The 18064-nt window shown below is 59.2% G+C and carries 17 protein-coding genes; 10 read left to right on the top strand and 7 right to left on the bottom strand.

The features are described from left to right. Positions 1-25: 25 nt before the first annotated feature. The 5 genes from AAGD24_RS06425 (at position 26) to AAGD24_RS06405 (ending at position 7077) form a co-directional block, all read left to right on the top strand. A complete protein-coding gene (locus tag AAGD24_RS06425; RefSeq protein ID WP_199448161.1) occupies positions 26-1816 on the top strand; it encodes an ABC transporter ATP-binding protein in 1791 nt (596 codons plus the stop codon). 85 nt (positions 1817-1901) lie between these two features. Continuing rightward, positions 1902-2675: an ABC transporter ATP-binding protein gene (locus AAGD24_RS06420; RefSeq protein ID WP_136633886.1), complete on the top strand. Its 774-nt coding sequence runs from the start codon at positions 1902-1904 to the stop codon at positions 2673-2675. After that, positions 2665-3597: an iron-siderophore ABC transporter substrate-binding protein gene (locus AAGD24_RS06415; RefSeq protein WP_305937006.1), complete on the top strand. Its 933-nt coding sequence runs from the start codon at positions 2665-2667 to the stop codon at positions 3595-3597. Before AAGD24_RS06420 ends, AAGD24_RS06415 begins: the two co-directional genes overlap by 11 nt. Then, positions 3587-5617 carry a Fe(3+)-hydroxamate ABC transporter permease FhuB gene (gene fhuB, locus AAGD24_RS06410; RefSeq protein ID WP_199480358.1) on the top strand — a complete coding sequence of 677 codons (2031 nt, stop codon included), beginning with the start codon at positions 3587-3589 and terminating at the stop codon, positions 5615-5617. Before AAGD24_RS06415 ends, fhuB begins: the two co-directional genes overlap by 11 nt. Positions 5618-5949: 332 nt before the next feature. Continuing rightward, the gene (locus AAGD24_RS06405; RefSeq protein ID WP_136633243.1) at positions 5950-7077 is read left to right on the top strand and encodes a PQQ-dependent sugar dehydrogenase; all 1128 of its coding nucleotides are present in this window, start codon (positions 5950-5952) and stop codon (positions 7075-7077) included. 24 nt (positions 7078-7101) lie between these two features. Here AAGD24_RS06405 and AAGD24_RS06400 read toward each other — a convergent pair whose 3' ends face one another. Further along, on the bottom strand, positions 7102-7515 hold the full coding sequence (locus AAGD24_RS06400) for a GFA family protein (RefSeq protein ID WP_126810470.1): 414 nt from the start codon (positions 7513-7515) through the stop codon (positions 7102-7104). Between the two features lie 123 nt (positions 7516-7638). Between AAGD24_RS06400 and dkgB the strand changes: the two genes are divergently transcribed. Then, positions 7639-8448: a 2,5-didehydrogluconate reductase DkgB gene (dkgB, locus tag AAGD24_RS06395; protein WP_041335107.1), complete on the top strand. Its 810-nt coding sequence runs from the start codon at positions 7639-7641 to the stop codon at positions 8446-8448. Here dkgB and AAGD24_RS06390 read toward each other — a convergent pair. Further along, positions 8417-9103, bottom strand: a complete 687-nt coding sequence (locus tag AAGD24_RS06390; protein ID WP_379866882.1) for a DUF6064 family protein — start codon at positions 9101-9103, stop codon at positions 8417-8419. The genes dkgB and AAGD24_RS06390 overlap by 32 nt on opposite strands. After that, a complete protein-coding gene (locus tag AAGD24_RS06385) occupies positions 9103-10026 on the bottom strand; it encodes an aldo/keto reductase (RefSeq protein WP_036204296.1) in 924 nt (307 codons plus the stop codon). The genes AAGD24_RS06390 and AAGD24_RS06385 overlap by 1 nt, the downstream gene beginning before the upstream one ends. A 213-nt stretch (positions 10027-10239) precedes the next feature. Here AAGD24_RS06385 and dacB point away from each other — a divergent pair, with 213 nt between their 5' ends. The 4 genes from dacB to AAGD24_RS06365 all read left to right on the top strand — a co-directional run bounded on the left by dacB (position 10240) and on the right by AAGD24_RS06365 (position 14372). Further along, positions 10240-11817 (top strand): D-alanyl-D-alanine carboxypeptidase/D-alanyl-D-alanine-endopeptidase, encoded by a 1578-nt coding sequence (dacB, locus tag AAGD24_RS06380; protein WP_379866880.1) that lies wholly within the window; start codon positions 10240-10242, stop codon positions 11815-11817. A 311-nt stretch (positions 11818-12128) separates the two neighbouring features. Then, the gene (locus AAGD24_RS06375; protein ID WP_036204295.1) at positions 12129-12503 is read left to right on the top strand and encodes a DUF4398 domain-containing protein; all 375 of its coding nucleotides are present in this window, start codon (positions 12129-12131) and stop codon (positions 12501-12503) included. A 27-nt stretch (positions 12504-12530) separates the two neighbouring features. Further along, positions 12531-13346: an OmpA family protein gene (locus AAGD24_RS06370; RefSeq protein WP_041336782.1), complete on the top strand. Its 816-nt coding sequence runs from the start codon at positions 12531-12533 to the stop codon at positions 13344-13346. A gap of 156 nt (positions 13347-13502) precedes the next feature. Continuing rightward, positions 13503-14372 (top strand): DUF6279 family lipoprotein, encoded by an 870-nt coding sequence (locus tag AAGD24_RS06365; protein WP_379866878.1) that lies wholly within the window; start codon positions 13503-13505, stop codon positions 14370-14372. A 16-nt stretch (positions 14373-14388) separates the two neighbouring features. On the opposite strand, the gene AAGD24_RS06360 is transcribed toward AAGD24_RS06365, so the two are convergent. The 4 genes from AAGD24_RS06360 to AAGD24_RS06345 form a co-directional block, all read right to left on the bottom strand. Further along, positions 14389-15159, bottom strand: a complete 771-nt coding sequence (locus AAGD24_RS06360; RefSeq protein ID WP_379866876.1) for an SDR family oxidoreductase — start codon at positions 15157-15159, stop codon at positions 14389-14391. A 16-nt stretch (positions 15160-15175) separates the two neighbouring features. Next, positions 15176-15865 carry a histidine phosphatase family protein gene (locus AAGD24_RS06355; RefSeq protein ID WP_036204287.1) on the bottom strand — a complete coding sequence of 230 codons (690 nt, stop codon included), beginning with the start codon at positions 15863-15865 and terminating at the stop codon, positions 15176-15178. Beyond that, complete coding sequence (locus AAGD24_RS06350; RefSeq protein WP_379866874.1) at positions 15865-16929, bottom strand: phosphotransferase family protein; 1065 nt, start codon at positions 16927-16929, stop codon at positions 15865-15867. The genes AAGD24_RS06355 and AAGD24_RS06350 overlap by 1 nt, the downstream gene beginning before the upstream one ends. A 174-nt stretch (positions 16930-17103) precedes the next feature. Continuing rightward, positions 17104-17919 carry an SDR family oxidoreductase gene (locus tag AAGD24_RS06345; RefSeq protein ID WP_379866872.1) on the bottom strand — a complete coding sequence of 272 codons (816 nt, stop codon included), beginning with the start codon at positions 17917-17919 and terminating at the stop codon, positions 17104-17106. Positions 17920-18064 lie beyond the last annotated feature (145 nt).

Below are 18064 nucleotides of genomic sequence, written 5' to 3'. Positions count from 1 at the left end.
CTTTCTGGCGCAAGCGGAGCGAACCATGACACAGTCTTCCCCCCACACCACCAGCAGCTTTGCCGCCCTGGGCCGACTGCTGAAATACGCTCGCGGCTATCGCCGTCAGATCATTGCCGCCACCACCTGCTCCATCATCAACAAGCTGTTCGATATTGCGCCGGAGATCCTGATTGGTATCGCCATCGACGTGGTGGTAAACAAGGAAGAAAGCTTTGTGGCGGGCCTGGGCTTTGAGACCGCTCAGGAGCAGATCACCATCCTGGCTGTGCTGACCTTCTTTATCTGGGCCGGCGAATCGATATTCGAGTACCTGTTCCAGATCCTCTGGCGCAACCTGGCTCAACGCCTGCAGTCCGACCTGCGGCAAGACGCCTACGAGCATGCCCAGAAGCTGGACATGAGCTTCTTTGAAGCCCGCAGCTCAGGGCAACTGGTCGCCACCATGAACGACGACGTCAACCAGTTGGAGCGTTTCCTGGATGGCGGCGCCAACGCCATGATTCAGGTGGTGGTGACGGTCGTTGCCGTGGGCGCTGTGTTTTTCGTGTTGTCACCGCTCATTGCCCTGCTGGCGTTTACTCCCATTCCGCTGATTATCTGGGGCGCGTTCTACTTCCAGCGCAAGGCTGGCCCGCTGTACGCCGACGTGCGCGAGAAGGTCGGTGACCTGTCGAGCCGGTTGGCCAACAACCTGGGCGGCATTGCCACCATCAAGAGTTTCACGGCCGAAAACCGGGAAGCGGAGCGGCTGAAAGCCAGCAGTGAAGCCTATGTGGACGCAAACCGCCGGGCCATTCGCATCAGCTCCGCGTTTATTCCGGTGATCCGCATGGCGATCCTGGCGGGTTTCCTGGCCACCTTTACCGTGGGCGGCATGATGGCCCTGGAAGGCTCTCTGAACGTCGGTGCTTACGGCGTGCTGGTGTTCCTGACCCAACGTTTGCTGTGGCCTCTGACCGGCCTTGCGGAAGTAATCGACCTGTTTGAACGAGCCATGGCCAGCACCCGCCGCATCCTGGACCTGCTGGCTGAGCCGGTTCACGTTCGGGATGAATCCGGCAAAACGCTGGAACAGCCGGTGAAGGGCGAAGTCACCTTCGAGGGCGTGAGCTTCCACTACCCGTCCAGCGGTGCCGGTATCGACGACATTTCGGTAGCGGTACCAGCCGGCAATACCCTGGCGCTGGTCGGGGCGACCGGTTCCGGTAAGTCCACACTGATCAAGCTGTTGTTGCGTTTCTACGACCCCACGGGCGGCCAGATCCGCATCGACGGCCAGCCCATCCAGTCCGTCAGCCTGAAGTCCCTGCGGGAGGCCATCGGCCTGGTCAGCCAGGACGTATACCTGTTTGAGGGCAGCATTCGTGACAATCTCGCCTACGGCTCCCCCGGCGCGAGTGACGAACAGATTATCGAAGCGGCCAGGACGGCGGAGGCCTGGTCATTCATAGAGGCACTGCCCGAAGGGCTTGCCACCGCCGTGGGTGAACGAGGAGTTCGGCTTTCCGGTGGCCAGCGCCAGCGCCTTTCACTGGCCCGCGCACTGCTGAAAGACCCGCCCATTCTGGTGCTCGACGAAGCCACGAGTGCCGTGGACAACGAAACCGAGGCGGCCATCCAGCGCTCCCTGAAGCGGATCGGGCACAATCGCACCGTGATCATGATCGCGCATCGGCTGTCCACCATTGTGGATGCCGATACCATTGCCGTGGTAGCCGGCGGACGCATTCTGGAATCCGGCCGCCATGAGGAACTGCTGGAGAACAACGGCCCCTATTCCGCACAATGGCGCGTACAGACCGGTCAGGCCTGACAGCACGCCATACATTGCCAGGCACACATTGATAGTAATTCGCATTTAGATTATTCTGCAGGCCCTCAGATCCTTGGGAGCCTGCATGTCTGCGTTCTTTGAAGTATCCAGCCTGGGCGTGCACATTGGTGACGCTGCGATCCTTGACGACATCAACATCGAGTTTCGTGAAGGCGAGGTCACTGCCCTGCTCGGTCACAATGGCTCCGGCAAGTCCACGTTATTGAAAGTGCTGGCCCGCCAGATGTCGCCTTCTTCGGGCAATGCAAGCCTTCTTGGCAGCTCATTCCGGACCACCGGCGCGCGGGAATTCGCCCGTACGGTCGGTTACCTCCCCCAACATCCACCGGGCACGGACGGCCTCACCGTACGGGAACTGGTTGCCCTGGGGCGTTATCCCTGGCGCGGGCCTTTAGGCCGCTATACCGGCGAAGACCACCAGTTCATCGACCAGGCCATACACGATACCGGGCTCGACCACTTCCATCACCGCTCTGTGGACACGCTCTCCGGCGGCGAACGCCAGCGCGCCTGGATTGCCATGCTGCTGGCTCAACAAACTCGCTGCCTGCTGCTGGACGAGCCGATTTCCGCCCTGGACGTCAAACACCAGGTGGAAACCCTGCGCCTGGTGCACCGCCTGGCCGAAGAACGGGAACTGACGGTGATTGTGGTACTGCACGATGTCGACCTGGCCGCCCGCTTCTGCGACCGCCTGGTGGCCCTCAAAGGCGGCCGGTTGATTGCAGATGGCAGCCCACGCGACATCATGGATTCGGGAACCCTGGAATCCATTTACGGCGTACCAATGGGGGTGATGGAGCGGGCGCCGGGCCAGTGGGTCTCGTATGTGCACTGAGCGTGTGGCTAAAACCCTGATTGCCATGGTGTTCATTGGTGCTCTGTCGCTGCCCGCCAGCGCCGGCACCTGGCAGCATGAAGGCGGCACCCTCACCCTGGACGAGCAACCTGAGCGGATTGTTGCCCTCAATTGGGCCGCCACAGAAGCCTTGCTGTTGCTGGGCGTGACGCCCGTGGGCGTCGCTGACCGCGATGGCTATGACGTGTGGGTGAATGAGCCGCAGCTTCCAGAGGAGGTTGCCAACATTGGCACCCGCGTCGCCCCCAGCCTCGAGGCTATCGCAGAACTCAAACCGGATCTGATTGTTACCAGTGCCGAAATGGCGCCCGCCGCAAAACTGCTGGAGCGTATCGCCCCCACTTACGTTATCAGTGTGTACAAAGAGGGCAGTCAACCCTTCGAGAAAGCCAGTGACATGCTGACCACCCTCGGCGAGATGCTGGGCCGCGAGGCTCGCGCCGAATCGATTCTGGCGGATATTGACACCACTCTGGAAACGCAACGCCGCCGGCTGGAAACGGCGGGACTGACAGACCGGCCGGTTGCACTGGTTAATTTCATGGACGCCCGCCACGTGCGTATTTATGCCCCCAACGGGCTTTACCAGAGTGCCCTGAATGCCCTCGGGCTGGAAAACGCCTGGCCCCGGCAAGGCAACTTCTGGGGCTTCTCGGTGGTGGGCCTGGAATCCATAGCTCCTTATGAAGACAGCCGTATTGTGGTGATTGCGCCCACCGCCCCCGGGCTTGCAGACACCCTGGCCGCCAGCCCGTTCTGGACGTACCTGCCAGCGGTCAACCGCCATCAGGTTTACGAGATCGACGCCATCTGGCCGTTTGGCGGGGTTTTTCCGGTGAAACGGCTGGCCACCATGCTGACAGACAGCCTGCTGGCCGGGGGCTCTGACAATGTACGCTAGCACCTCCGGCATGCCTGCTTCCCGGCCTGATATGCCCGCCAGGCTGCCCATCGCCGCCACACTCCTCTGGCTGGGCGCGTTACTTGCCAGCGCCGCTCCCTGGCTCAACCAGTTGGATGCCGGCGCTGTGGTGTCAGCATTCTGGGCCTTCAATCCGGACGACTATTCATCGGTTCTGGCTCACTTCAGTTGGGCGCCACGTGTGTCCATCGCCATTCTGATTGGCTGCGGCCTGGGTCTGGCCGGAGCCGTTACCCAACAGGTGCTGGGCAACCCACTGGCTTCGCCTACCACCCTCGGTGTGGAAGCGGGTGGCCAATTCGGGGTGACCGTTGCCACGCTGTTCGCGCCCGGTTTACTGGCCTTCAGCCCGGATCTGGTGGCCATTGCAGGTGGCCTCATCGCCATCGGCATGGTCATCGCCCTGACGTGGCGGCTTGGTTTTTCACCCGTGACGGTGATCCTTGCCGGCCTTGTCATCACCTTCTTTCTGGGCGCCCTTAACATGGCATTTCTGCTGCTCAAGGGTGAGTGGCTGGGCAATCTTTTCATCTGGGGCGCCGGCTCCCTGGTACAGAACAATTGGGGGCCGTTCATGGAGCTGTGGCCCCGCGTGCTGGTCATCTCGGTGCTGATATTGCTGCTGATGCGCCCGTTGCAGGTGCTGCAACTGGGGCAGTCGTCCGCCAGTTCACTGGGTGCCAGGGTCGGGCTTATTCGGGCACTGGCTCTGTTCCTGGTGGTACTGATGACGGCAACGGTTGTCAGCCGGGTGGGCGTCGTGGCCTTTGTGGGGCTGGCAGCGCCGGTACTGGCACGCCTGCTGGGCGCGCGTACATTAGCCAGTCGCATCCTGTGGAGCACGCTCATGGGCGGTGGGCTATTGCTGCTGGCGGATACCCTGGCGCATTGGGCATCTACCTGGGGTGATGGCTCCCTGGTGCCGACGGGAACCACCACCGCCCTCATTGGCGGCCCCATCATCCTGCTGGCGTTACAGGGTTTCAGAAACACCCATCACATGCCCGGGCAGGAATCCAACCTTGCGGGCTTCCAGCCCAGGCGGCGAGCGCCGTTGCTGGTCAGTGGTATCGTGACCGGGCTGATCGCACTGACCGTTGTCGTTTCCATGGGTTGGTCCCCGGGCCTGGATGGCTGGAACTGGACACCTGTCACCCAATGGGACAATGCCTGGGTGTGGCGCGGCCCGCGCCTGTTGGCCGCCATGCTGGCAGGGGTCGCATTGGGTCTCGCCGGCACGCTGATTCAGCGGATGACGGGTAATCCAATGGGGAGCCCGGAGATGTTGGGTATCAGCGGCGGCGCCGCGCTGGCCATGGTTCTTATCGTGCTCACCGGCGCGGATGTAGGCCGGGCCGGGCAGCTTGGCGCTGCGACGCTCGGCGCGGCCGGCGCACTCGGGTTATTGATTCTCCTGGCCCGAAAACATCGATTCGCCGGTAACCAACTGCTGCTGGGCGGCCTGGCCCTGTATGTATTCATGGATGCGGGGCTGAGATTGGTCATGGCCTCCGGCGGCACCGTCGCGTCACAACTGCTGAACTGGATGTACGGTTCCACCTGGCTGGTTTCCGAAACCGAAGCGTTTGGGCTGCTGGGATTCATCCTTCTTATCTGCGGCGTTTTGGCGCTGATCGTAAGACCCCTGACGCTCTTGCCTCTGGGAGATACTTCGGCATCGTCCCTCGGGCTTCCCGTCACTAAAGCCCGCCTGCTATTGCTGCTGCTTGCCGCGGTACTGACTGCATCGGCTACGGTGGTGATTGGCCCTCTGAGTTTCGTAGGGCTCATTGCACCGCACCTGGCACGGGTACTGGGGCAGCAAACCGTTGGCAGGCAATTGATCGTGGCCGGGTTGGTGGGTGGCCTTCTGTTGGCCCTGGCGGACTACCTGTCGCGCATTGTGGTCTTCCCCAACCAGTTACCGGCGGGCTTGCTGGCTGCGCTAGTTGGTGGCGTCTACTTCTTGTGGGGGCTAAGCCGGCACGGTAAAGCGTGACCGACGGGACGTGTCACCAGAGCACCAGGAGGCTGGCTATGATCAGAACAAACACACCGGCGCCGGCGGCCAGTTTCAGCCCTTCAATCGCTTCCTCTTCCGGGGTCATTGTACGTCTCCTTGTGTCCATGGGTATGGATGGTTCCCGTTGATATTGAAGTAACTGTACATGATACTCGCCCAAATGTTAATAGTTCTCATTACCGTTTTGGTAACGTCAGGGTCGTAATGCCTGGTCGTAATGTTATCGCCTGATACTGCCGGCCATTCCGTTCGTATCAAATGCTAGACTTTATCGATGCAGGAATAACCTGGCGGACGGAGATCATTCTATGAACCGACTCGGCAACATCGCGACTCTACTGGCGTTGGCTGGGCTGGCAGCGGCCGGGCCAGCCTTCGGGCAAACGTTCAGCTCAGACAAAGCCGAATTTCGTCTGGATACGGTCGCGGAAGGCCTGGAACATCCCTGGAGCCTCGCCTTTCTCCCCGATGGTTCACAGTTGGTGACCGAGCGCGAAGGCCGGCTACGCCGAATCGAGAACGGTGAATTGCAGGACAAGCCAATTGCCGGTGTTCCCGAGCTGGTGGTCTCCGGCCAGGGTGGCCTGCTGGATGTGATCCTGCATCCGGACTTCGAAAACAATCGCACTCTGTTCCTGAGTTACGCCCATAAGATCAGCCGCGACGGGCTGACGACCAGAGTGGCTCGTGCAACGTTGGACGGCGACCGGCTGTCAGAGGTTGAAGTGATTTTCGAGGCCCTCCCCCGAGGCAACACCAGCCGTCATTTCGCAGGCCGCATGGAGTTTGATCGCGATGGCAATCTGTACGTCGCGGTGGGCGACCGGGGTGAAATGGACCGTGCCCAGGCCACCGATGACGATGCTGGCGGCGTTCACCGCCTGACCGTTGACGGCGCCCCCGCGCCGGGCAATCCGTTTGTCGACGACCCGTCAGTGAATGACACCTTCTTCACCTACGGCAACCGCAACATTCAGGGCATGACCATTCACCCGCAAACAGGCGACATCTGGAGCCATGAGCACGGCCCCAGGGGTGGCGACGAGATCAACATCATCCGTGCGGGTAACAACTACGGCTGGCCAGACGTCACCTATGGCATCGACTACTCCGGAGTGCCCATCACCAGCAAAACCACCATGGAGGGCGTGACCGACCCGCTGCACTATTGGGACCCGTCCATTGCCCCCTCGGGCATGGCATTCTATACCGGTGACGAATTCCCGGAGTGGCGGGGAGATCTGTTTGTGGGTGCCCTGAAAATGCAGAAGCTGGTGCGCCTGAGCATTGAGAACGGCGCGGTCAGGGAAGAAGAGGATCTTCTGGAAGACCTGGGCGAACGCATCCGTGATGTGCGAATGGGGCCCGACGGTGCATTGTGGCTGTTGACGGACGCGGACAACGGCAAGGTCTACCGGATAGTTCCAGCAGAATAGTTCGACGAAGAAACCAGCGAAGCGTCAGTGAGGATCGTTGGTTCTCTCGGTTTTCTCAAACTGCGGAGTATCGTCGGTGATGGTGAACCAGTCCGACTTGGAGCCCACATAAACGTGTGATGCCGGCCGCTTTTCCAGGGGCTCATTGATCACGCCCACCCGCAGGCGCAGTATACCGGGGATGGCATCCACGCGGCTGTATAACTGGCTACCGCACCTGGGGCAGAACCCACGGTACTTTCCCGGCCGGGATTCGTATTCACGGATCAGGTCCTCACCCGCTGTAAAACGGGTACGGATTTTCTGGATCGGCGAACTGGCGGAAAATGCACTGCCGTGAGCCCGGCGGCACTGGCTACAGTGGCACAGGGCAATCGGCCCCAGAGGGCCGTCGTATTCAAGTTTTATATCGCCGCACAGGCATTGCCCTGTCAGCATAACGTGACCTCAACCATGGTTTCGCTTGCGGGTTCCGAAGGCCGGTATGATAACCACCCGCCACTTGAAGAACCAGCGGGCGGGCACCACATATAAGTCACAGCGTTCACGAAGGAGGACACTATGGCATTCAGCACACTTCCGAACATCGGTATGGGTACATTCCGCCTGAAGGGCAACGATGCAAGAGACGCCGTGAAGAGTGCCCTTTCCCTTGGCTACCGGCATATCGATACCGCCCAGATGTACGGGAATGAGGCTGAAGTAGGCGATGGCATTACCTCAAGCGGTATTCCACGACGGGAGATTTTCCTGACCACAAAAGTGTGGCACGACCAGCTCCAGCACAGCGACCTGATCAACAGCCTGCACGACAGCCTGTCGCGACTGAAGACCGACCATGTCGACCTCACACTGATTCATTGGCCATCGCCGGGCGACGCCATCCCCATGGAGGAATACCTGGGTGCACTGCGCGACGCGCAACGCGAAGGGCTAACCACCCACATCGGGCTGTCCAACTTCACCTGCGCGCAAATGGACAAGGCCAAGGAAATACTGGGTGACACGGCGATTTTCACCAACCAGGTGGAAGTGCATCCGTTCCTGGCCAACCGCAAGGTGGTGGAGCATGCCCAGAAGCTGGGCATTACCGTAACCGGTTACATGCCGCTGGCGGTGGGCAAGGTAATGGACGATGAAACCCTGGCTCGCATTGGCCGCGAACACAATGCGTCTGCTGCGCAGATTGCCATTGCCTGGGTGGCCTCCCGAGGGGTGGTACCGATTCCGTCGTCAACCCGGCCCAAGCACCAGAAGTCCAACCTCGACGCGCTGAACATCACGCTTAGCGAGGATGAAATTGCGGAAATTGACGGCCTGGACCGTGGTGATCGGATCGCTAATCCGGATTTCGCGCCTGCCTGGGACTGACGAAGCAGGCCATCGCCGCCAACACCAGCGTGGTACCCGGAATGACCGCCAGCACCCAGGTGCCTAATGTCCAAAGGGTCGCCACGCTGAACAGTGACCATATCAGTGGTAATAATAGAAACAGCCACCGCACCCGGCGGGGAAACAGCAGCATGCAGGGCACCGCGCCCAACGCCGTGACATCCGGTGTAACGGCGAACAGCGCTGCTGCCTGACCATTGCCGGTTTGAGCGACTGCGAGGAGAGGCGACAGCCCCATCAATGCGATCCAGCCGATGCCCATCAGCCAGCGAGACCATATCGGCCGGTTCGTTGCCGCATTCCAGGGCCAGAACAGCCCCGCCACCGTCAGTAAGGCACCCTGCAGGACAAAGGCCCAGCCGAACCAGATTGCCGGCAGATTGATCGGCCCGTAGTAATGCATCAGGAAGCCGGCCCCGCTCCATAGCCACGCCGCGGCCACCAGCAGCAGTGCACTGCGCCTCGCCATCGCGTCCCCACGTACCAGTAAGGCGCCAATCGCGATCACCATCACCACCGCAACACCCTGCCATGGCCAGAGATCCTGGTTGATGCGAACAAAGAGCCGAAGAAACACCTCCGGCCCGAACATCAGGAAATCCGACAGGGAATAGCTGAGCCAGGTGGTCCCCATCACAGCCCTGCGACATAGGCCGCCATTCGGCGCCGTTGTTTCTCATCCGGCAAAGCACCGTATAGGGCGCCCATGTTCTCTTTCATATGCTCAACGCTGGTGGTGGCCGGAATGGCACAGGTAACCGCCGGGTGGGAAAGGATGTACTTCAGGAAAAACTCCGCCCAGTTGCGGCAGCCCACCTCATCGGCCCAGGGCGGCAGTGCTTCGGACTGGAAGCGCCGGAACAGTCGCCCGCCCTGGAAAGGCCGGTTCGCAATCACGGCGATCCCGCGTTCCCTCGCCAAAGGCAGCAGTCGGTCTTCCGCCTCCCTGTCCAGCACATTGTAGGTCAGCTGCACAAAGTCCAGCGGTTCCGTCTCCATGATGCGTGCAAAGTCTCCGTGCCTGCGGCCATGGGAGGTGGTGATGCCGATATAGCGCACGTCACCATCGGCTTTCATTTGCTGTAAGGTTGCCAGGTGTTGCTGCCAGGCCACCAGGTTGTGTACCTGCTGCAGGTCAAAACGCTCTATACCCCACTTCCTGCGGGATTCCCGGTCCTGTTGCCGGGTTGCATCGCCGTCTCCGGTCCAGATCTTGGTGGCGGAAAACAGTTTTTCACGGGCATTGAGGGTGTCCAACGCCTCGCCCATCACCTCTGCCGCCGAGCCGTACATGGGTGAGCAGTCCACCAGGGTGCCACCGAGATCGAAAAAGGTTTTCAGTACCTCGGTACGCTGATCAATCAGGTACTGGTCACCGCCGACATTGAAGGTACGCCAGGTACCCATGCCCACGGCAGGCAACCGTTCGCCGGAGGAAGGAATGGGATTCATCATCACATCCCCCTTCGGAGCAGCCATCAGCGCAGGCATTCGACATGAAAGACCTGCCGCGGCCATGGCAGCCAGAAATCGCCGTCGAGTCAGTTCGTGCGCCATACTCACTCCATTTTCTGTTTCCATCATACTAATCAAGAGGTTGTACAAATGCTAACCAGTTGATTAGCATGGGCGCTTACATCCGTTAACAAAAACGCAATATAAACAACGCCCCTACTGGCATTTTTTAACGTCATGTAGAGCCTTTCCACATAGTACACGCTTAGAATATGGGCTATTGTTAATGCACTTGGAATCAATGAGCGCCACACCATGTTGCTGAAGGCACGACGCCACCCGAACACGTCCCGTTATGGAACTATCCGCCAGCATGGTCGGGTGGCCCGTGGCATGGTGGCCTCCACCATGGCTGCAGTCCTGGCAGTCGGGTCTGCCGGTGCCTTTGCTTCGGAGTCAGCCGAGGCTGGTGGCACCAATAAGACCTGGAGCAATCAGGTGCGGGATTACGCCACCGAATCCCTGAACGACGAACAGGCGCTGAGCCTCGCGGCCATCCCCATGAACGGGCCGGGCATCGAGCAGTACATCAATGCAGATGCCTTGATGAGCCCCGGTTCTATCATGAAGCTGGTCACCACCTATGCGGCGCTGGAAATCCTGGGGCCAACCCATCATTGGGACACCAGCTTCTACACCGATGGCGAGCTTGTGGGCGATACCCTCAACGGCAATTTCTACGTTGACATGGGGGGTGATCCCAAGCTGACCATTGAACGGCTCTGGAGCACCCTGAACGAGCTTCGCGGGATGGGTATCAGTGCCATCAACGGCAACCTGGTGCTGGACGGTGATGTGTTCCGCATCGCAGACGAGCAACCCGTTTTCGACGACAACGGTGACAACCCCCACGCTCCGTTTCTGGTAAAGCCGTCGCCATACCTGAGCAATCTCAACCTCGTTCACTTTCAGGTTCGCGCAGATGAACGCGGAACACAGGCCTGGAGCGCGCCTTCACTGAACGACGTGGTGATCGACAATCGAGTGATCGCTACTGCGGAAGCCCCCTGCCCCGCTCGCCGTCATTTTACCTGGGAGCCGTTTTTCCACGAGGATCACCGGGTCACCGTTCGGGTGTCAGGCGAATTACCGCAGGGCTGCCGCACCACGACCTATCTGTCGCTTCTGCCTCACGAACAGTACACCGCATCCATGATACGTTCACTGCTGTCAGACATGGGTATCGACATCAACGGCAAGAGCCTGCTGGCCAAAACGCCGGATGACGCCCGCCTGTTGCTGAGGACCACGTCTCCGGATCTGGTAACGATGGTTAGGGACATCAACAAGTGGAGCAGCAACGTGATGGCTCGCCAGTTGCTTCTTACCATCGGTGCTGAGAATCGCCTGGAAGATGAAGAAGACGATCGTGTGGCCGGTATTCGCGTCGTTAACGAGTGGCTACAGGAAAAAGGCGTCAATACCGCTGGCCTGGTGATCGAAAACGGTGCGGGTCTGACACGCGACGGCCGTATTACAGCGCGCCAGGGTGCGCAGATTCTGCAGCACGCCTGGAACAGCCCTTTCGCTTCGGACCTGATGGCCTCCATGCCGTTGATTGCTATGGATGGCACCATGGCCAGACGGCTGCGAAATTCCGGCCTGGACGGCAAAGGGCGCATCAAGACAGGTTACCTTGAGAACGTGCGCTCCATTGCAGGCTTCACCCGCGACGACACCGACACCACCTGGGCCATTGTCGGCATGGTCAACAACGACCCTGCCTGGAATGGTCAGGCCGTGCTGGACCGGATTATCTACTCCCTTCACTACCGTCCGCCCACTGGAACCACCCTCTCCAGGGCCCAATCCAGCGGCACAAAAATACGCTGAACCACACCAATAAGCGGTAACTGCCGGGTTTCGGTGGTTACCGTTCTGTCATTTACCCGCCCAAAGCCACCCCCCGCACCCGCAACCTTTTGTGGCGCATTCGGCAACAGATCCGTTGTAGCGACGCCTCTCCCTACCAAGTTTATTTCCATACCTTCATGCCGTAATCAGATCCCGCTGCTAATCTTAAGCGTAGCAGTAGCACTAGGTGCTTAAATGGCGGAGCCTTCAGGGGTGTCGCCAAAGACAAGTACCAACAAGAGTCTGGACGGGGCTATATCGCCCCGTTCCTCACTGGAAGGAGATTGTGCATGAGCAAGCATACTTCGATGTTAGGTGCTGCAGGTGTAATCAGCATCGCTGTCATTGCCGGAGGCTGCGCCAGTTCGGTTGAGCGGCCGGATGGTGAACTCCGGTCCGCCGAGTCTGCCATTCAGCAGGCGGTGTCGTCCGATGCCAGGGATTTTGAACCCGTACTCTTGAATCAGGCTCAGAACCGGGTTGCGGATGCCGAGGAATTGATCAATCGCGAACAATACCTTGAGGCAAGCCGCTTACTCGAAAAGGCAGCCGTGGATGCGCAACTGGCCGGCGCTCGCTCGGAAACCGCGAAAGCAAGACAAGCGGTTGATGAGGTCAATCGCAATATTGAGTCTCTTCGCAAGCGAATCGACGAACGCCAGTAAAGGCCTCATCGGAAACGGGAGATGGTTATGAATAAGCGCAACATGACTTTGGGTATGGCAGTAAGCGTTTCTGTCCTCGTGGCAGGCTGCGCCAGCACGCCCCAGGATAACGCAAAGGTCGATGAAGCACGGGCCGCCTATGAGGAAATCCGCAACGACCCGAACGTAGCCCGCAGTGGTGATCGCCAGTTGAGGAACGCAAGGGAGCAATTGTCCCGTGCTGAAACTCTGCTCGCGGACGGTGCGGACGTTACCGAGATTGAACACGCGGCTTATCTTGCCAACCGGCATGCACAAATAGCCGGTGAGCAGGGAGAGCGCGCAGAGCTGCAGGAGCAGATTGATTCCGCGGAAGCGCGTCGCAAGGAGCTGGAACTGCAGATGCGCGCTGACGAAGCGGCACAGGCCAGGCGGGAAGCCAAAGAGCTTCGCCTGCAAATGGAAGCCATGCAGGCAGAGCAAACCGACCGGGGAATGGTGTTGACCCTCGGAGATGTGCTGTTCGATCTCAACAAGGCCGAACTGAAGTCTTCCGGTGAAGCCACTGTCAGGCGACTGGCCGAGTTCATGGCCGAGTATGAAAACCGGCGTGTGCGGGTGGAAGGCTACACCGATAGCACCGGTGAGGCCTCCTACAATCAGGGGCTGTCCGAGCGTCGTGCGGAAGCCGTTCGCGATACCCTTGTCGATATGGGCATCAGCAGAAGCCGCGTTGAGACAAAAGGGTTTGGTGAGCAGTTCCCCGTTGCCAGCAATGACACCTCTGGCGGAAGGCAGCAAAATCGCCGGGTAGAGATTGTCATCTCCGACGAAGAGGGCAATATCAAAGCGCGGGAGAATTGATCACCCCGTTGCCACTTACCCATAAAAAAGCCCCGGTTTAACCGGGGCAAGTTTTTTCAAAAGATGCAAAGAATCAACGCTTCAACCTGATTCTGAGGTGTTATACGTCACTCATCGTTTTTGGATCAGGTTACCCGCTTTTCCCGAGGACCGATCATGATTCGGATTATTTCCATTGCGCTGCTGGGCCTCGTACTCCTCGCCGGCTGCAGCTCCACCAAGATGGCATATCGCTATGCGGACTGGGGCATCGTCTGGTGGGTGGACGACTACATACCCATGACCGCCGAACAGGAATCCCGGCTTGAACAGGACATCCGTGGCCTCCGCCAATGGCATTGCGCCACTGAATTGCCACGCTATTCCGAGTGGCTTGCCCAGTTAAAAAGCGATGTTCGCTCTGGCAACCTGAGTCAATCCACCGTTACCCACCACCAGGAACAGCTGCTTTCCTTTTTCCCCCCACTCATGGAGCGCGCAAGGCCGGCAGCCACACGCCTGTTATCAAGCCTCAGCGATGAACAGGTTCAACAGTTGGCCAGCAATATGGAAGAGAGCCAAAAAGAGCTGGAAGACGAGTTCCTGGCGGACAACCCGGAACAAACCCGGGAAGCCCGGGCCGAGCGCACGATGGAACGGGTTGAACGCTGGCTGGGGTCCCTCAACGAGCGACAGCGTGACACGGTCAACGCCTGGTCGGAAGGCCGGGGCAAGCAGACTGAAATCTGGCTGGAGGGGCGTCGGAATTGGCAACAGGCGTTAATCGATGCCCTGGCAACGCGAGACAGCGACGATTTTTCAGATCGAGTCCATTATCTAATGAGCAACTACGAGGAAGTTCGGGGGGAACGATACCAGCGGATGATGTCGGAAAGCCGGGCAGCCATGGCGGGCCTGATGACCGATTTACTGCAGCAGGCCGACCAGCGCCACCTTGACCACTTGCTGGAACAGGCGGCAACCATGCAGGGCGATTTCGATACCCTCGCCTGCACCAGCGAGGGTACCGGAAGCCTTAACGGCTAACGTCAGGACGCCCGGCTCAGATCGTCAGGTAACCGCCGTCCACGTTAATGCAGGTGCCTGTGGTATAGCTGGAAGCACCCGACGCCAGGTAAAGGACCGTGCCGGCCATTTCGTCCGGGTCTGCCACCCGCTTCATGGGGATGTGGGCCATCGCCTGCTTCTTGATGGCTTCGTTGCTGGTCAGCGCACTGGCGAACTTGGTGTCGGTCAGCCCCGGCAGCAGGGCGTTTACCCGAACCTTCTGCTGCCCCAGTTCCATGGCGAAGGACTTTGTCATGGATATCACCGCTGCTTTGGTGACGGAATAGATACCCTGGAAATGGCCAGGGTTAACACCATTGACCGAGGCCACGTTGATAATGGACCCACCGCCATTCGTCTTCATGATCTGTGCGCCGCGGGCACACATGAAGAAATAGCCGCGAATGTTCACGTCCACCGTCTTGTGGTAGGCGCCCAGATCCGTGTCTTCGATGGGACCGAAATAGGGGTTGGCTGCAGCGTTGTTCACCAGAACATCCAGCTTGCCGTGTTTCGATTCGATGTGCTGCCAGATGTCTTCAATCTGATCCATTTCGCCAATGTGGCAGGCATAGGCTTCGGCGCTGCCCCCGGCTTCGCGGATGCTACTGGCAACCGCCTCGCAACCGTCAATCTTGCGGCTGCTGACAATCACATGGGCGCCGTAGTTTGCCAGGGTGCGGGCGATGCTCTCGCCGATGCCACGGCTGGCGCCGGTGATCAGGGCCACTTTCCCACTCAGATCAAACAGGTCTTGCTTACTCATTCTTCACCTCAGTTCGTTATCGGAAGGTCACCAGGGAGGGATCTTCGGCTTCCAGGTGACTGTAATTGTTGAACACCGCCAGGCTGCGCCGGGCCCCGGAATGCAGAACCCGGGTAACACTGGTATTGGCAATCACGGAATTCATATCCAGGGCCTTGCGATCACTCAGTTCCAGCAGGTGCTGGGCGATCACGGCAATCGGGCCGCCGGATGTGGATACCAGGGTCTCGCCACCGTCGGCATACTCAATCAGTTGCTCCAGCGACGTAATCACCCGTTGACGGAACGCTTGCCAACTTTCGGTGTATTCGTGATCGTGTCCGCCACTGACCCAGCGCTGCATGGCTTCCTCGAACACCTGCTGGAACGCCCTTGCCGGCTTGGGGAAGGCGGCCAGATCACGCGCCATGCGTTCGCGGTCTTGCCACTCGGGGCGCAAACGCTCCACCACCTGGGTATGATCAAACTCGTTGAAGCCATCCACCGCCTGCATGTCTGGCAGTGCATCACCGTAACCACTGGCGATCGCCTCTACCGTTTCCCTATGGCGCTCCATGTTGCCGCCGAAGACCGCGTTGGGCGTCACCTTGCCCGCAAGCCACCGGCCGAGGACACGCCCCTGCTCCCAACCACGAGGAGAAAGCTGGTCATAGTTTTCCTTGCCGAAACTGGCCTGCCCGTGGCGAATCAGATAGATCGTTGCCATTACAGGTCACTCGCCTCGATCAGTCGCTGACAGCGTTTTTCCAGGTAGTTCGCGGCATGGCCAAAGGCGGCGAATCGCTTGTCTTTGGTCTGGCCGTGGTAAAAACGGTAATAGATCTGCTGGACAATCACCGCCAGCCGGAACAGACCATAGATCTCGTAGAAATCGAAGTTGTCGATCTTGCGGCCGGATTTCTCCGCATAGTAAGCGACCACTTCCTTGCGGGTCAGCATGCCCGGCTGGTGGGTCGGCTGTCGACGCAACATCTGGAACGGGCCTTCGTCATCGGCCTCAATCCAGTAGGCCAGGCTGTTGCCCAGATCCATCAGCGGGTCGCCGATGGTCGCCATTTCCCAATCAAGAACACCAATCACCTCGAACGGGTTGTCCTGATTGAGCACCACATTGTCGAAGCGGTAGTCGTTGTGAATGACCACCTGGGCAACGTCGTCCGGCATCTTGTCGTTCAGCCAGCCCATCACCGTTTCAAAGTCACCCACGTCATCCGTCTTCGCCTTGCGGAAACGGTCACTCCAGCCACCAATCTGGCGCTGCACATAACCGGCGCCCTTACCCAACTTATCAAGGCCGGTGGCCTTGGCATCGACATTGTGCAGGTCCACCAGTTTGTCGATCACATTCAGGCACAGCTTGCGGGTATCCGCCTCACTGAGCTCAAAGTCCTTGGGGAAATCCTGGCGCAGGATGATGCCTTTCAGGCGCTCCATGACGTAAAAATCGCAGCCCAGAATGTCGTGGTCGTCGCAGATGGCGACAATGTTCGGAACATACGGGAATTCGGGCTTGAGAGCCCGCATCACCTTGGCTTCCCGCAGCATGTCGTGGGCAGACTTGGCAATATGACCAAACGGCGGGCGCCGCAACACGTAAGAACGATCGCCATAGTCCACCTGGTACGTCAGATTGGATGCACCACCGGGATACTGCTTGATCGCAGGCGCGCCTTCCAGGTCCGGGATGGCCTGCTTCATGAAGCGGTCAACGGCCGCAATATCCAGCTCTTCACCTTCGCGGATATCAACAGCCTGGTCGATCTGGGTCATTCGGCTCTCCTCTGTTTAAACGATGGCGGTCAATATCGCCAGTCAGCAAGGCGGCAGGTCTCTTCAGAACACGCTGTAAATACGTCCCTGTACGCTCGTCCTCCGCCATCCATGGCTCCGGACGGTTCTGAAGAGACCTGCCGCCTTACTTCCTTATCTCGCAGTAGACTGATACTAGACCTTGCCACCCATTTTCTTCATCCAGCGCTTGCTTTCCTGATGCATCAACCAGTCAAACGCCTTGGGCGCGTGGCGTTTGAGTACCCACATGCGACGCTCTTTGGCGTGTGGCAGCACCCAGAAATCGCCTTTCTCTACCGAGCGGACAATATCCTCGGCCACGTTTTCAGCAGTGATGGTGGAGCGTTTCATCAGTTTGTTGACGTTCTGCTGAATGCCCGGAATATCCGACCGCATGCTGCTGGTCAGATTGGTCTGGAAAAACGCCGGGCATACGCAGCTAACGTGTATACCGGAGTCTCGCAGCTCCTGGCTGAGGGTTTCCGAGAGCGCAATCACACCGGCCTTGGACACATTGTAGCTGTCCATCAACGGCGCGAGCATAAGCCCGGCCATGGAGGCGATGTTCACGAACGCGCCGGAGCCCTGCTTCTTGAACTGCGGGGTAAAGGCCTTGCAGCCACGAACGACACCCAACACGTTGATGTCCATGATCCATTCCCAATCGGCCATGGTGGTGTCTTCAATCGAGCCCGCGGAAGCGACACCAGCGTTGTTCACCACCACGTCTACCCCGCCCCATTTGCCGGTGAGGTCCTCGCAGATCTTCTCAAGGTCGGTCAGCCGGCGCACATCGCACTCAACAAAGTAACCTTCGCCACCCGCGTTGTTGATCTCCTGCTCTACGGCAATGCCCTGCTCGGGATTAATATCGCCAATACAGACCTTGGCGCCTTCTTTGGCATACCGCAATGCAATAGCCCGGCCCAGGCCGCTGGCCCCGCCGGTTATAAATACTCGCTGTGTCATCTGTGTTTCACCGTTATCTTAGTTATCTGAATCCGTGCAAGAGCTGAAACCCCAAAACGCCAACTCGCAAGGTTTGACTGAGCGGACGGACGGGGTGTTCTGAAACTGTACGGAGCCATGGATGGCGGAGTCCAAGCGTCACATG

The organism is Marinobacter sp. M5B (genome assembly GCF_042604615.1).
In the GTDB taxonomy this organism is placed as follows: Bacteria; Pseudomonadota; Gammaproteobacteria; order Pseudomonadales; family Oleiphilaceae; genus Marinobacter; species Marinobacter salarius.
The sequence above is the reverse complement of the archived record's forward strand: the minus strand, read 5'-3'. Positions and strand labels throughout refer to the sequence as shown.